This window comes from Roseibium sp., from assembly GCF_051016195.1.
GTDB lineage: Bacteria > Pseudomonadota > Alphaproteobacteria > Rhizobiales > Stappiaceae > Roseibium.
The window spans coordinates 6,225,026-6,238,186 of record NZ_CP134616.1; the positions used below are offsets into that span (position 1 = coordinate 6,225,026).

12 protein-coding genes are annotated in these 13,161 nt (G+C 58.5%); 10 read left to right on the forward strand and 2 right to left on the reverse strand.

Features of this window, described 5'->3' with window-relative positions:
- The first annotated feature begins 333 nt into the window (after positions 1-333).
- The 8 genes from RDA78_RS28230 (at position 334) to RDA78_RS28265 (ending at position 9,597) form a co-directional block, all read left to right on the forward strand.
- Positions 334-795, forward strand: coding sequence for a MerR family transcriptional regulator (locus RDA78_RS28230; RefSeq protein ID WP_434053066.1), 462 nt, complete (start codon positions 334-336; stop codon positions 793-795).
- Positions 796-1,116: 321 nt separating this feature from the next.
- Positions 1,117-2,913 carry an acyl-CoA dehydrogenase C-terminal domain-containing protein gene (locus RDA78_RS28235; RefSeq protein ID WP_434053067.1) on the forward strand — a complete coding sequence of 599 codons (1,797 nt, stop codon included), beginning with the start codon at positions 1,117-1,119 and terminating at the stop codon, positions 2,911-2,913.
- Positions 2,914-3,007: 94 nt separating this feature from the next.
- A complete protein-coding gene (locus tag RDA78_RS28240; protein WP_434053068.1) occupies positions 3,008-3,646 on the forward strand; it encodes a glutathione S-transferase family protein in 639 nt (212 codons plus the stop codon).
- Between the two features lie 22 nt (positions 3,647-3,668).
- Positions 3,669-4,877 (forward strand): acetyl-CoA C-acetyltransferase, encoded by a 1,209-nt coding sequence (locus RDA78_RS28245; RefSeq protein WP_434053069.1) that lies wholly within the window; start codon positions 3,669-3,671, stop codon positions 4,875-4,877.
- A 3-nt stretch (positions 4,878-4,880) separates the two neighbouring features.
- Entirely contained in the window at positions 4,881-5,300 is a 420-nt protein-coding gene (locus RDA78_RS28250) for a cupin domain-containing protein (RefSeq protein ID WP_434053070.1), read from the forward strand.
- A complete protein-coding gene (locus RDA78_RS28255) occupies positions 5,297-7,507 on the forward strand; it encodes a 3-hydroxyacyl-CoA dehydrogenase NAD-binding domain-containing protein (protein ID WP_434053071.1) in 2,211 nt (736 codons plus the stop codon). The genes RDA78_RS28250 and RDA78_RS28255 overlap by 4 nt, the downstream gene beginning before the upstream one ends.
- Positions 7,508-7,648: 141 nt before the next feature.
- Positions 7,649-8,782, forward strand: coding sequence for a helix-turn-helix domain-containing protein (locus RDA78_RS28260; RefSeq protein ID WP_434053072.1), 1,134 nt, complete (start codon positions 7,649-7,651; stop codon positions 8,780-8,782).
- A 539-nt stretch (positions 8,783-9,321) separates the two neighbouring features.
- Positions 9,322-9,597, forward strand: coding sequence for a DUF6460 domain-containing protein (locus RDA78_RS28265; protein WP_420336070.1), 276 nt, complete (start codon positions 9,322-9,324; stop codon positions 9,595-9,597).
- On the opposite strand, the gene RDA78_RS28270 is transcribed toward RDA78_RS28265, so the two are convergent.
- On the reverse strand, positions 9,563-10,510 hold the full coding sequence (locus RDA78_RS28270) for a histone deacetylase family protein (protein WP_434053073.1): 948 nt from the start codon (positions 10,508-10,510) through the stop codon (positions 9,563-9,565). The two genes, RDA78_RS28265 and RDA78_RS28270, sit on opposite strands and share 35 nt — an antisense overlap.
- A gap of 80 nt (positions 10,511-10,590) precedes the next feature.
- The gene (locus RDA78_RS28275; protein WP_434053074.1) at positions 10,591-11,328 is read right to left on the reverse strand and encodes a hypothetical protein; all 738 of its coding nucleotides are present in this window, start codon (positions 11,326-11,328) and stop codon (positions 10,591-10,593) included.
- A 96-nt stretch (positions 11,329-11,424) separates the two neighbouring features.
- On the opposite strand from RDA78_RS28275, the gene RDA78_RS28280 reads away from it, so the two are divergent.
- A complete protein-coding gene (locus tag RDA78_RS28280) occupies positions 11,425-11,757 on the forward strand; it encodes a winged helix-turn-helix transcriptional regulator (protein ID WP_434053075.1) in 333 nt (110 codons plus the stop codon).
- 51 nt (positions 11,758-11,808) lie between these two features.
- Positions 11,809-13,161 (forward strand): MATE family efflux transporter, encoded by a 1,353-nt coding sequence (locus tag RDA78_RS28285; RefSeq protein ID WP_434053076.1) that lies wholly within the window; start codon positions 11,809-11,811, stop codon positions 13,159-13,161.

Sequence of the window (13,161 nt, forward strand, 5' to 3'; positions counted from 1 at the left end):
CTGGCAGCGTTTCAACGAACTTTGTCGACTTAGGGTAAACAGGTAGTTAACCATCGTTGCTAAATGCGAAAATCAAGCTTTTTTGCGGAAAATGACCTGTTTATATGTCGTTTCGCGCCGGGAACCGCCGGAGAAACCTTAATTTTTCTTAACGTTTTGCATAGCCCTCTAGACCTTTACGCGCACGTAAGCTAAACAATCGCCAATCACCGGTGCGCAGACCTGTTTTTGCAGCAAATGCAAGACGGTAACCGTCTGCCCGTCCGCGCAGACAAAAAGAGCAACAAAAACCAACACTGCCGGAAAACGGCAGAGAATCGAGTAGAGACCATCATGAGCGAAGCGCTTTCCATCCTCAACGAAGACGATCTTGTCGATGTCGTATCCGCATCCGACGACAGCACCAAGAAAACCCAGTTCACGATCGGCGACCTTGCCAAGGAATTCGGCTGCACACTGAGGACACTTCGCTTTTACGAAGACAAGGGTCTATTGAACCCCAAGCGTGATGGCCTGAACCGTGTCTACAACCGCCGCGACCGCGCCCGGCTGAAGCTTGTTCTCATGGGTAAGCGGGTCGGTTTCTCGCTGACGGAAATTCGCGACATGCTGGACCTTTATGACCTGCGCGACGGTCAGGTCACGCAGCTCCGGGTCGCCCTGTCCAAGTTCAACGAGCAGATCGCCGTTCTCGAAGACCAGAGAAAAGACATCGAACAGGCGATCGAGGAACTGTCACGCACGGTCGAGATCGTATCAGGTATGCTCAAGCACAAGGAAGCGGAGGAAGGCTGATCTTTCCTTTCGCAGACTTAAGAGGAAACACCGGCCTTCGAGCCGGTGTTTTTGTGTCTGGGGACCCTCGGTCGGAATTCGAGCGGCTATTTTCATGCATGTGCCGGAACCAAAAACCCTCAAAAAAACGTCATCACAACATGAATTTGATGCGAGCATTCGCGAAAACGCTTCCAATTTGCGTGTTTTGGGCACATTTTTTTGCAATCCCTTCCGTTGGGACACCACTTGCCGCATGAAATCAAGGCGCGTATATAAGCGTCAGATGACGTTTACGGAAACGTAAACCTAGAACCGATCGGCAGATCTGGGAGGATGTGCATGCCAAGCTATACTGCGCCCGTCGAAGACACGCTTTTCCTGCTGAAAGATGTTTTCGGCTATGACCGCTATTCCAACCTTCCGGGATTTTCCGATGCGCCGCTCGACCTCGTCGAAGCGATCCTGCGCGAGGGCGGCAAGTTTGCCGAAGAGGTGCTGCAGCCGCTGAACCAGGTCGGAGACCAGGAGGGCTGCACGCGGAACGAAGACGGGTCTGTCACCACGCCGAAAGGATTTGCCGAGGCGTATCAGGCCTTCTGCGAAAACGGTTGGGGCACCTTGTCCACCGACCCGGACCATGGCGGTCAGGGCCTGCCGCACACGCTTGCAACGATCTTCAACGAATATGCTTCGTCCGCGAACATGGCCTTTTCCATGTATCCGGGGCTGACCGCGGGCGCTGTGGCGGCATTGACCATTCACGGAACGGACGACCAGAAAGACACCTACCTTCCCAACATGATCTCCGGCACCTGGACCGGAACCATGAACCTGACCGAGCCGCACTGCGGAACCGATCTCGGGCTGATCCGCACGAAGGCCGTTCCCCAGGCTGATGGCTCGTACAAGATTTCCGGCACGAAGATTTTCATCTCGGCCGGCGAGCACGACATGTCCGAAAACATCATCCATCTGGTGCTCGCCCGTATCGAGGGCGCCCCGGATGGGGTCAAGGGCATTTCGCTTTTCGTTGTTCCCAGGAACAGTGTCGGCGAGGACGGATCCGTCGGTGACAACAACGGTGTGTCCTGCGGGTCGATCGAGCACAAGATGGGAATTCACGGCAACGCCACCTGCGTGATGAACTACGACGATGCGACCGGCTGGCTGGTGGGCGGAGAGAACAAGGGCCTCAAGGCAATGTTCGTCATGATGAACGAAGCCCGCCTCGGCGTTGCCGTTCAGGGGCTATCGCAGTCGGAGGTTGCCTATCAGAACGCGGTCACTTACGCGAAGGACCGCCTCCAGGGCCGTGCCCTGACCGGTCCGAAGAGCCCGGACAAGGCGGCGGACCCTATCATCGTGCACCCGGATGTCCGCCGCACGCTGATGTCCGTCCGCGCCTTCAACGAAGCAGCGCGCGCCCTGATCATCTGGACTGCTCTTCACGGCGACGTTTCGCACCGCTCGGACGACGAAAAGGACCGGCAGTATTCCGATGACATGATGGGACTGATGACGCCTGTGCTGAAAGGTGTTCTGACCGATACAGGGTTCGCCAATGCCGTCAACGCACAGCAGATGTATGGCGGTCATGGCTACATCGCCGAATGGGGCATGGAACAGTTTGTGCGTGATGCCCGTATTGCTATGATCTATGAAGGCGCGAACGGCATTCAGGCCCTCGACCTTGTCGGCCGCAAGCTGCCGGCCAACGGTGGCCGCGCCGTCATGAGCTTCTTCAACGAAGTGAACACATTCCTGAAGGAACACAAGGACAACGAGGATCTGGTGGCGTTTACCGGTCCGCTCAAGAAAGGCATGGACGATCTTCAGGGCGCGACCATGTGGTTCATGAACAACGCCATGAAAAACCCGGACAACGCCGGAGCGGGATCGACCGACTACATGCACCTCTTCGGGCTCGTTGCGCTTGGTTACATGTGGACCAAAATGGCCAAGACCATCCAGGAACAACTTGCCGGTGACGCGGGTGAGAAAGCGGATTGGCTGAAGACCAAGCTGGCCTTCGGCATGTTTTTCATGGAACGCACGTTGCCGGAGACCGCCGCACACCTTGCGCGGATATCCGCCGGTTCCGAAACACTGATGTCGCTTGACGCGGATGCGTTCTGACCCGGGTTCACCGGAGAGAGATTAAGCCGCGCGAATCCGCATTGGCCGGTGTAGGTTCTCAGCCTACGCAACCAGCCAGGGAGACGAAACAGGTATGGCCGACTACGTTCTTTATTGCATGGCCCAGTCGGGGCATTCGTACAAGGTGGCACTGATGCTGGAGCTGTGCGATGCCGGCTGGGAGCCCAAATGGGTGGACTTCTTCAACGGCGAGACCCGGTCCGAAGAGTTCCGCAGTTCGCTCAATGAAATGGGTGAGGTGCCGGTCCTCGTGCACGGTAACAGGACACTGACCCAATCGGGAACCATTCTCGATTATCTGGTTGAAAAGTTTGACAAGTTCGGCGGTGCAGACAATGACGAGCGCCGCGAAATCCTGCGCTGGACCATCTTCGACAACCAGAAGATTTCAGGCGTGGCCGGGCCGCTGAGATTTCTGCGCATCTATGCAAAAACCGGCGAGACAGACGTCACGAAGTGGCTCGAAGGCAGGTTCAAGAGCGCGCTCGCGATCCTGGAAAAACACTTCGCGGCCAACGCTTATGCAATCGGCGACAAGCCTACGACCGCCGACTTTTCCCTGTGTGGCTACCTATTCGTGCGCGACGAGATCGGAACGGATTTCACTCCCTACCCGAACGTTGCCGCCTGGCTGGAGCGGATCAAGGCGCTGCCCGGCTGGAAACACCCCTATGATCTGATGCCCGGACACCCGTTACCGGGTGCCGACTAGACACCGTCCGAAGGAGGACCAGATGGCTGAAGCCTATATCTTCGATCACGTCAGAACCCCGCGGGGACGAGGCAAGAAGGACGGCGCGCTTCATGAAGTGCCGTCGGTACGCCTGGCGGCGACGGCCCTGGAGGCGGTTCGCGACCGCAACGGGCTCGACACGGCCAGAGTTGACGACGTGGTCCTGGGATGCGTTGACCCGGTTGGCGAAGCGGGCGGCGATATCGCCCGTGCCGCGGTTTTTGCCGCCGGATACGACACGTCGGTCCCCGGCATGCAGATCAACCGCTTCTGCGCATCGGGTCTCGACGCTGTCAACATGGCGTCGGCCCAGGTGATGTCAGGACAGCACAAATTGGTCATTGCCGGCGGCGTGGAGAGCATGAGCCGGGTCGGTATCGGTGCTTCGGGCGGCGCATGGCCGATCGAACCGCAGGTGGCCATTCCCTCCTATTTCATGCCACAGGGCGTCTCCGCGGACCTGATTGCGACAAAATACGGCTTCAGCCGTGACGATTGCGACGGCTATGCGGTCGAAAGCCAGAAACGCGCCGCAAAATCCTGGAACGACGGACGGTTTTCGAAATCGGTGGTGCCGGTGAAAGACATCAACGGCATCACCATCCTTGACCGGGACGAACATATGCGCCCGGAGACCGACATGCAGTCCCTTGCCTCGCTCAATCCTTCGTTTGAGCTGATGGGGGCCATGGGCGGGTTCGATGCGGTCGGCGTCCAGGCGCATCCGGAAATCGAGGCGATCAAGCATGTGCACCACGCGGGCAACTCCTCCGGTATCGTTGACGGCGCCGCCGCGGTTCTGATCGGCTCGAGCACGGCCGGCCGGTCTTCGGGCCTGAAACCCCGCGCCCGCATAAAGGCCTTTGCCAATATCGGTTCGGAACCTGCCCTGATGCTGACCGGACCCGTGGATGTCACGGAGAAACTTCTCAAGAACGCCAAGATGGAGATGAAGGACCTCGATCTTGTCGAAATCAACGAAGCCTTCGCTTCCGTGGTTCTGCGCTATCAGCAGGCGTTCGACCTTGATCCGGGCATCGTCAACGTCAATGGCGGCGCGATCGCCATGGGTCACCCGCTGGGGGCGACGGGCGCGATGATCCTGGGAACGGTTCTCGACGAACTGGAGCGCCGCGATCTGAACACCGCGCTGGTCACGCTTTGCATCGGTGCCGGCATGGGCACGGCCACCATCATTGAGCGCGTCTGACCGATGATCCGCAATATCGAACAGGAATTCGAGGCTATTTCCGATTACTGGTCGCCGCGTGTGGTCGCGGATGTCAACGGCCAATGCGTGAAGCTTGCGAAGCTGAATGGCGAATTCGTCTGGCACGACCACGCGAATGAAGACGAACTGTTCTACGTGGTCAGGGGCGGACTGACAATCCGGTATCGCGATCGGGACGACGCCGTCCTGAGTGCCGGTGACCTGCACGTCGTTCCAAAGGGCGTCCAGCACAATCCGGTCGTGGAAGACGAGTGCTGGGTCATGCTTTTCGAACCCGCAGAAACCAAACACACAGGCGAGGTCATCGTCGAAGGCACCAAGTCGGCCGCGCAGCAGCGCGCCCACCTGCAGACCGAAACAATGCAGTCAAACGGCGCCGGATCCGAGGAGGTATTCCCATGAGCTACAAGAATTTCACACTCGAAACCGACGGAGACGGCATTGCCGTGATCACGTGGGACATGCCCGAGAAATCCCTGAACGTCATTGACCTGACGGTGATGGATGAACTTGACGCGATCATCGACCAGGTTGCCCAGGACGACACCGTTACGGGCGCCGTTATCCATTCCGGCAAGTCTGCCTTCTCGGGCGGTGCGGACCTGACAATGATGGAAGGCCTCCTGAAAGACTTTCATGTGAAGCGCGGAGCCGACCCGGAAGGGGCAGCCAAGATGCTCTACGAAGGCTCCCGCCGGCTGACGCTGATTTACCGCAAACTGGAAACATGCGGCAAACCGTTTGTCGCCGCTATCGCCGGAACCTGCATGGGCGGGGGCACGGAACTGGCCCTCGCCTGCCATGCCCGCGTTGCAGACGAAGGCCTGAAAATGGGCCTTCCGGAGGTCAAGGTCGGGCTTTTCCCGGGGGCCGGTGGAACACAACGCGTCATGCGCATGACCGACGGTCAGCAGGGCATGCAGTTCCTTCTGCAAGGACGGACCCTGCGCGCCCCCCAGGCATTGCAGATGAAACTCGTCAACGAGGTCACCGGCACCAGGAAGCTGGTTGGAGCTGCAAAGAAGCTGCTCAAAAGCGGCGTCGACCCGGTCAAGGACTGGGACAAGAAGGGTTACAAATTGCCGAATGGAAAGATCTATTCCCCGGCCGGTTTCCAGTTCTGGCCCGCCGCGAACGCCATTTACCGCCGTGAGACCTACGATAATTATCCCGGCGCCCGCTATCTCTTGAGCGCCGTCGTTGAAGGCCTTCAGTTGCCGATGGATCTCGCGCTCCAGGTGGAAAGCCGGTATTTCGCCAAGGTGCTGCAGACGCCGGAAGCGGCCAACATGATCCGCTCGCTGTTCGTTTCCATGCAGGAATTGAACAAGCTTGCCCGCCGTCCGGTTGACCAGAGACCCAACAAGATCAAAAAGGTCGGCATCCTCGGGGCCGGCTTCATGGGTGCCGGGATCGCATATGTATCTGCCAATGCGGGCATCGACGTCGTGCTCATCGACCGCGACCAGGAAGCTGCGGACAAGGGCAAGGCCCATTCCGACGAGCTGATGAGCAAGGCCATCAAGCGGGGACGGGCAATTGAGGACCAGAAGAACAAGCTGCTCGCGCGGATCACCCCGACAACGGATTACGAAGCGCTTGCCGACTGCGACCTCGTGATCGAAGCCGTGTTCGAAGACCGGGAAATCAAGCGCACGGTAACTCAGGCCGCCGAAGCGGTCATGAAGTCGCGCGCCATTTTCGCGTCAAACACGTCGACGCTCCCGATTACCTCCCTGGCGCAGGCCTCAAAGCGGCCGAAGAATTTCGTCGGAATTCACTTCTTTTCACCTGTCGACAAGATGATGCTGGTCGAAGTGATCCTCGGCAAACGCACGTCGGACCGCGCGCTGGCGATGGCACTCGACTACATCAAGGCAATCAAGAAAACACCTATTGTCGTCAATGACAGCCGCGGCTTCTACACCTCCCGCGTTGTCATGACCTATATCCGCGAAGGTCTGATGATGCTGGGCGATGGTGTCCCTGCGGCGATGATCGAAAATGCAGGAAAGATGGCGGGCATGCCTGTCGGGCCACTTTCCCTCGGAGACGAAGTCGCACTCGACCTTGCATGGAAAATCGTCTCGGCGACGCGCAAGGACCTTGGCGTGAAGTATGTCGAGGGCCCGCTCGACAACATTCTTGAGGACATGGTCGTCAAGCGCGAGCGCTTTGGCCGCAAGAACGGAAAGGGCTTCTACGACTACAAGGGCAAGGACAAGAAACTCTGGCCCGGCCTGACCGACGTGACCGGCCAACCCAAGCCGGCAGACAGCTTCAATATCGAGGAACTCAAGCAACGCCTTCTGGTGATGCAGGCACTCGAGACGGCGCGTATCTTTGAAGAACAGTGCCTGACCGACGTTCGAGAGGCCGATGTCGGCTCCATACTCGGCTTCGGCTTCGCGCCCTACACGGGCGGGACGCTCAGCTATATCGACATGATGGGCACCCCTGCCTTCGTCGACATCTGCAAGAAGTTCACCCGCAAATGGGGACCAAGATTCAAGCCGAACAAGCTTCTGCGTGACATGGCCAAGGCAAACGAGACTTTTTATGGAAAGTTTCCGCCCAAGGCCGGAGATACGGCCAAGGAGGCGGCTTAGCACTCTCGTGAACCATCTCACTTGGTGAGATGGTTCGTTTCATTTGGAAAGACGCACGAAATGCGTACCGAATCTTGATCCTTGACGCTCAGTCATGCACAGTTCTCCGGTGAATTGTGCACGAGTTAGCCGGAGACAGGAATGCCGCTTGAAGGCGAATGGGCACGCGCAGACGTGTTCCGGGTCTTGCGAGACATCAGTTCAAAGTGTGATTTGAACTGGCCGCAAATCGCGGAACGCTATGACTTTGACCTGGCGTCCATTGAAGACCCTCAGGGTGTCGTGCCGATCCCCGCATGGCACGGCGTGTTCGAAGAGGTTGCCAAAGCCCTCGACAACGACGCCGCCATGTTCGACCTCTTCAACAGTGTCGACATCGGCAGCTTTTCGCTGTTCGACTATGTGTTTTCCTGCGCCCCCACCCTGAGGGACGCCTGTCTTGCCTGGGTCAAGTTCATACCTATTCGGACAAACGCATATCGAATCGTGTTTGAAGAGGATGAAACCGGCGGGTATGTCGATTGGCCGATCCTCGAGGGGCGCGGTGAATGGCGGCAGAACATGTTCGCCCGGGTCGGCTGGGCAACCCAACAGCTGGAGCGCGCGCTGGAACAACAGGTTCCGCCAATCCTGATCGAGCTGGCGACCTCACCTCCCAAGAAAAAGTCGGCGTTCCAGAAGAAATATCAGGGGCGTCTCAAGTTCGGAGCTTCTCACAACCGCATTTTCATACCGAAAGCGCTGCTGACGCGTCCGCTTCGCCAGAGTGACAACCACCTCTACGAGATCATTCTGAAATCGGCTATGGAGGAACTGGACACGTTCGGGCAACTGGAATCACCTTTGACCAGGATCGCCAACGAAGTCGCGTCCAATCTTGCGCACGGCGCGTGCACGCTGCCCCATATCTCGGCGAAACTCGGCATGTCACAACGCGCAGTCCAGCGGCTGCTGGAACGGGAAGGCACAAGTTTCCGCAAACTGAGCGAAGAAATCCGGCGTTCCGCCGCGGACAGGTATCTGCGCGGCACGGATCTGCCCATGAAAGAGATCGCGTATCTTATCGGCTTTTCGGAACTCAGTACGTTTTCCAGGGCCGTCAAATCGTGGTTCGGCATGTCTCCCCGAAAATACAGGGAGGGATCGCACAGACACGCGGGGGCCGGCGCAAATACACGCAAGAAACCGGAGTCCGTCCGGCTGATGAATGTCCCGCATCCGGCCGGACGCCGCGTGAAGTCATTGCCACGAAAGTCCCGCGTGCGCGCAGACTGATCGCAAGTTCCACGAGTTATCAGGAAATCCGGAGATCGAAGAATTCCGGCACGGTGGTGAATCCGGGCTGAACCACCGCCGTGCCTGAGATAAATCCGAGGTCCTGTCTGCAGCCGTCACTCCAAGCGGATGCAGCGACTCTTTTGCGGAAGCGACCCCCTCAAGCTGCAAGAGGTATCCCTTCCGGTCCTGGACCGGCCTGCAGCGTGCTCTTTTTTGCGACGACCGGGGGGTTCCGGTTCGGCGTTTTCTTTCGCCACAGGTTGGGGGTATCGATGCCTTTATGGGAAGTGGGCGTTCCCACTTCGGCATGCTTTTCATACACCCATGCCATTTAAATATGCCACCTAAAGTTAATTGTCATTAACATGAGAGCACCAGCTCTTGGCTTTTCGCGACATTTTGCATACGAATTCAGCAAAACAGACAAAGTTCTGATATTACATAACAAACTGACTTGTTTGCACGATACGTTGTATTTGTCCGCAATTGATCCTAACTAACAGGAACCATGACAGAGACCACATCCGGAGGAACACATGTCCGATAGCGGCCTGAGCCGATTTCTTGGCGGATCCCCCGCCCAGGTTCTCTTGCGACTTGTGTTTCTGTCATTCGTTGTCGGCATCATCCTGTCTGCGCTCAACCTCGACCCGCTCGACCTGGTCCACATGGCCGTCAATTTCGTTGAGCGGCTATGGGATATGGGCTTCCACGCCATTGGCAGACTTGGAAATTATCTCGTCGTGGGCGCGATCGTGGTCATTCCCATCTGGCTTGTCATGCGCCTTCTGGCGATGGGCAAGTCCCGCTAGAGCTTTTTCCAGCCAACACCTTCCTTGCGGTTCTGTGAAGAATGAGATGGCGGTCGGCCAGTTCGTCCATGTCCTTTGAATAGCCTCCGCCCAGAACACCGGCGAGCGGCAGTCCCGCGTGCCTGACCGTTTCGATGACATACCTGTCCCGTCTCTCAAGACCTTCGCGTGACAGTTTCAGCCGACCCAACCGGTCGTGTCGATACGGATCAACGCCGGCATTGTAGATGACGAGATCCCACGGTTCGCGTGCAAGCAGGCCCGGCAGGACTTCTTCCAGCGCCACCAGATAGTCTTCGTCTCCCGTTGCGTCGGGCAAACCGACGTCGAGATGGGAGGGCACCTTGCGCACGGGATAGTTCTTCTGGGAATGCATCGAGAACGTGAAGATGTCGGGATCACCCGGAAAAATATCCGCAGTGCCGTCGCCCTGATGCACGTCCAGATCGATCACCAGCGCCTTCCGGATGGCTCCGTCGGCCTGCAGCACCCGGATCGCAACGGCAACGTCGTTGAACACACAGAACCCGGCCCCGTGCAGTCTCCGCGCGTGGTGGCTGCCGCCGGCCGTGTTGCAGGCAATGCCGTGTTCGAGCGCAAGGTAGCCGGTGAGCACCGTTCCGCCCGTGGCGCATCTGGCGCGCAGTGCAATGTCTTCCCGCATGGGAAAACCGATTTCTCTCGCGACTTTTTCGGGAACCTTGCCGTTGAAGACCTGGTCCACATAAGCCGGATCATGAGCAAGCGCGACCCATTCGAACGGGGCCGGCCGGGGCCGATAGAATGATCCGCCATCAAGCAGGTCTTCTGTCCTGATCAAGTCGGCAACGGCACGGAACTTGTCCATCGGAAACCTGTGATTTGCAGGAAGATCGGCGCAATAAGCTGGATGATGGACGATCGGCAGAGGCATTACATGCACTATAGCGCGGCAAAAGGCTCTTGCCAGTGACCGGAAGTGCCGCCGGGCGACATGCGCCGGCGGCAATCCCTTCAGGCACCTGCTGACGCCAACCGCGCCTGACTGCGGAGCTTCATGATCGAAAAGACATGCGCGGCAAGAAAGATCGGAACGAAGAACGCGGGAAACAGAACCAGCGGGAATTCGTTGATGATGTTGGGATTTTCCAGCGCCATGACATGCAGGAAACCGACCGACGTCATGAGCCCCGTCAGCACCGCGACCGTGAAGTCCAGCAGGCCAATGATGTTTGCCCGCCAGACGAGCGCGGTGGCATCTGCCCGCCCCGCTTCGAGCGCCCTGAAGGCCTGCCAACCGGCAATGCCCGCCCAGATATCGCCGAGACCCGCGGGCAACGCAAATTGCCACGGAATGTCTCCAACGGCCCACCCAATGAGAAATACCACCCCCATCACGCGCGGTGCCTGAAAGACGATGATCTCGCGCTGGTCGGCTGCTGCGAGCAGTTTCCGCCCCGTTGCAGTCGCCAGGGCGAGCAGGACGAGCAGGGCGGTTCCGCCAAACAGGAAAAACAGGATGTAGGGAACCCCTGAAGCCGTTTCGGGGGGCGCGAGGATCCCTAGTTCGCCGAGACGCGCCGCGAGGGCATACCAGAGGCCGAGGACAAGACCGGGCACTGCCAAAGCGACAACGGTCGAAGCCCGGGTCAAACCGGCGCGATGCGCCGCCACCGCGATAGCCGCCACGGCGAGCACTGGCAGCAGCGTTGCGAAGGCCCGGACGTAGAACTCAAGAAACGTCGAAAACATGTAGTATCTCCTTACTCCTTCAATGAAAGTGACTACTTACTTCGTAGTGACTTCACAAATTGCAAGGGACTGCCTACATTTCCCGTCATGAAAATCATGTCACGCGCCCATTGCCCGATCCGCCGGGCAACAGACATCCTCACGGACCAGTGGTCGTTCCTGATCCTTCGCGAATTCTTTCTGGAAGGCGAAACACGCCGTTTCCAGGACTTGCAGAACGAGCTTGGCCTGTCTCCGAACACCCTGTCCAATCGTCTGAAACACCTTGAAACCTCTGGCGTGCTGGAACGGAAGCTGTATTCCAGTCATCCGCCAAGGGCGGAATACGTCCTGACCGAAATGGGCCGCCGGTTCGGCCCCGTGCTGGAGGCAATGTACGAATGGGGAACGCAATACCCTGACCCGGGAAGTGCCGACAAAAGCGATTGACGAATGACCGGTCTGCAGACAGAAAGACGCTGACGTCAAACCGGACTTTTCATGGCACCTTCCAGCGCAGCGGGCGAGCCCGCACGCCGCCCTTTCTCCGTAACGCACCGATCGGTCCTGGCAATCGCCATTCCGATGACGCTCGGCTATCTGTCGACGCCCATCCTCGGTGTTGTCGACATGGCCGTTATCGGGCGCCTCGGTGATGCTGCGCTTCTCGGCGGGATTGCGCTCGGCGGGATCATCTTCGACCTCGTCTTCACAACATTCAATTTCCTGCGCGCCGGCACAACAGGTCTGACCGCACAGGCGGTTGGAGGGCAGAACAACGAAGAGGTAAAGGCAACGCTCGCGCGGGCACTTGTCATTGCCGCGCTTGGCGGCCTCCTCGTGATCATCCTGCAGTCCCCCCTGCTCTTTGCCGGGCAGTGGTTCCTGGGTGGCAGTCCGGATGTGCAAGCGGTGACAGCGCGGTATTTCGATGTCCGCATTCTCAGTGCCCCGTTCCTGCTCGCGAACTACGCAATCCTCGGCTGGTTCATCGGCCTTGGGCGCGCAGGAACCGGCCTGTTGCTGCAGCTTTTCCTGAACGGTCTGAACATTGCGCTCAGTGTCTGGTTCGTCGTCGGATTGGGGTGGAGCGTGGAAGGGGTCGCGCTTGCGACCGTCCTGAGCGAGATTTCAACAACGCTGCTCGGGCTCGCACTTGTTCTGAAAAGTGCGCCGCGTGGGACCTGGCCAGCAATGCATGTTGTCTTCGACAGACGGCTTTTGATGCGCATGATGGCACTGAACCGCGACATCATGATCCGCTCCTTCGCGCTGCTTTACGCCTACGCGTTCTTCATGGCGAGATCAGCCGACCAGGGCGATGCGGTCCTTGCCGCAAATGCCGTCCTCGAAAAATTCATCCTGGTGTCGGGCTACTTTCTGGACGGGCTGGCAACGGCTGCAGAACAGCTGGCGGGCCGCGCGGTCGGAGCCAGGTACAGGCAAGCCTTCGACAGAACCGTGAAACTGACCGCGGTGTGGAGTTTCGCCATGGCAGGGATCCTCTCCCTGATTTTCCTGTTGTTCGGTTCCGCGATGATCGATTTCATGACCACCTCGCCGGAGGTTCGCTCCCTGGGCAACACGTATCTTATCTGGGCCGTCTTGGCGCCTTTGCTGGGCGTTCTCGCCTTCCAGATGGACGGAATTTACATCGGTGCGACATGGTCCGACACGATGCGGAACATGATGCTCCTCTCGCTCGCTTTTTACGTCGCAGCGTACTACGCGCTGTTCCCGGTCCTGGGCAACCACGGGCTCTGGCTCGCGATGTCGCTTTTCCTGGGACTGCGTGGACTGACGCTGCTGTCCGTCTGCAAACGCCGGGCCGACAGGACGTTCCCGAAAACCTAG

Coding starts and splice junctions, on each gene's coding strand:
- RDA78_RS28230 (WP_434053066.1), top strand. CDS start 334: ATGAGCGAAGCGCTTTCCATCCTCAACGAAGACGATCTTGTCGATGTC.
- RDA78_RS28235 (WP_434053067.1), top strand. CDS start 1,117: ATGCCAAGCTATACTGCGCCCGTCGAAGACACGCTTTTCCTGCTGAAA.
- RDA78_RS28240 (WP_434053068.1), top strand. CDS start 3,008: ATGGCCGACTACGTTCTTTATTGCATGGCCCAGTCGGGGCATTCGTAC.
- RDA78_RS28245 (WP_434053069.1), top strand. CDS start 3,669: ATGGCTGAAGCCTATATCTTCGATCACGTCAGAACCCCGCGGGGACGA.
- RDA78_RS28250 (WP_434053070.1), top strand. CDS start 4,881: ATGATCCGCAATATCGAACAGGAATTCGAGGCTATTTCCGATTACTGG.
- RDA78_RS28255 (WP_434053071.1), top strand. CDS start 5,297: ATGAGCTACAAGAATTTCACACTCGAAACCGACGGAGACGGCATTGCC.
- RDA78_RS28260 (WP_434053072.1), top strand. CDS start 7,649: ATGCCGCTTGAAGGCGAATGGGCACGCGCAGACGTGTTCCGGGTCTTG.
- RDA78_RS28265 (WP_420336070.1), top strand. CDS start 9,322: ATGTCCGATAGCGGCCTGAGCCGATTTCTTGGCGGATCCCCCGCCCAG.
- RDA78_RS28270 (WP_434053073.1), bottom strand. CDS start 10,510: ATGCCTCTGCCGATCGTCCATCATCCAGCTTATTGCGCCGATCTTCCT.
- RDA78_RS28275 (WP_434053074.1), bottom strand. CDS start 11,328: ATGTTTTCGACGTTTCTTGAGTTCTACGTCCGGGCCTTCGCAACGCTG.
- RDA78_RS28280 (WP_434053075.1), top strand. CDS start 11,425: ATGTCACGCGCCCATTGCCCGATCCGCCGGGCAACAGACATCCTCACG.
- RDA78_RS28285 (WP_434053076.1), top strand. CDS start 11,809: ATGGCACCTTCCAGCGCAGCGGGCGAGCCCGCACGCCGCCCTTTCTCC.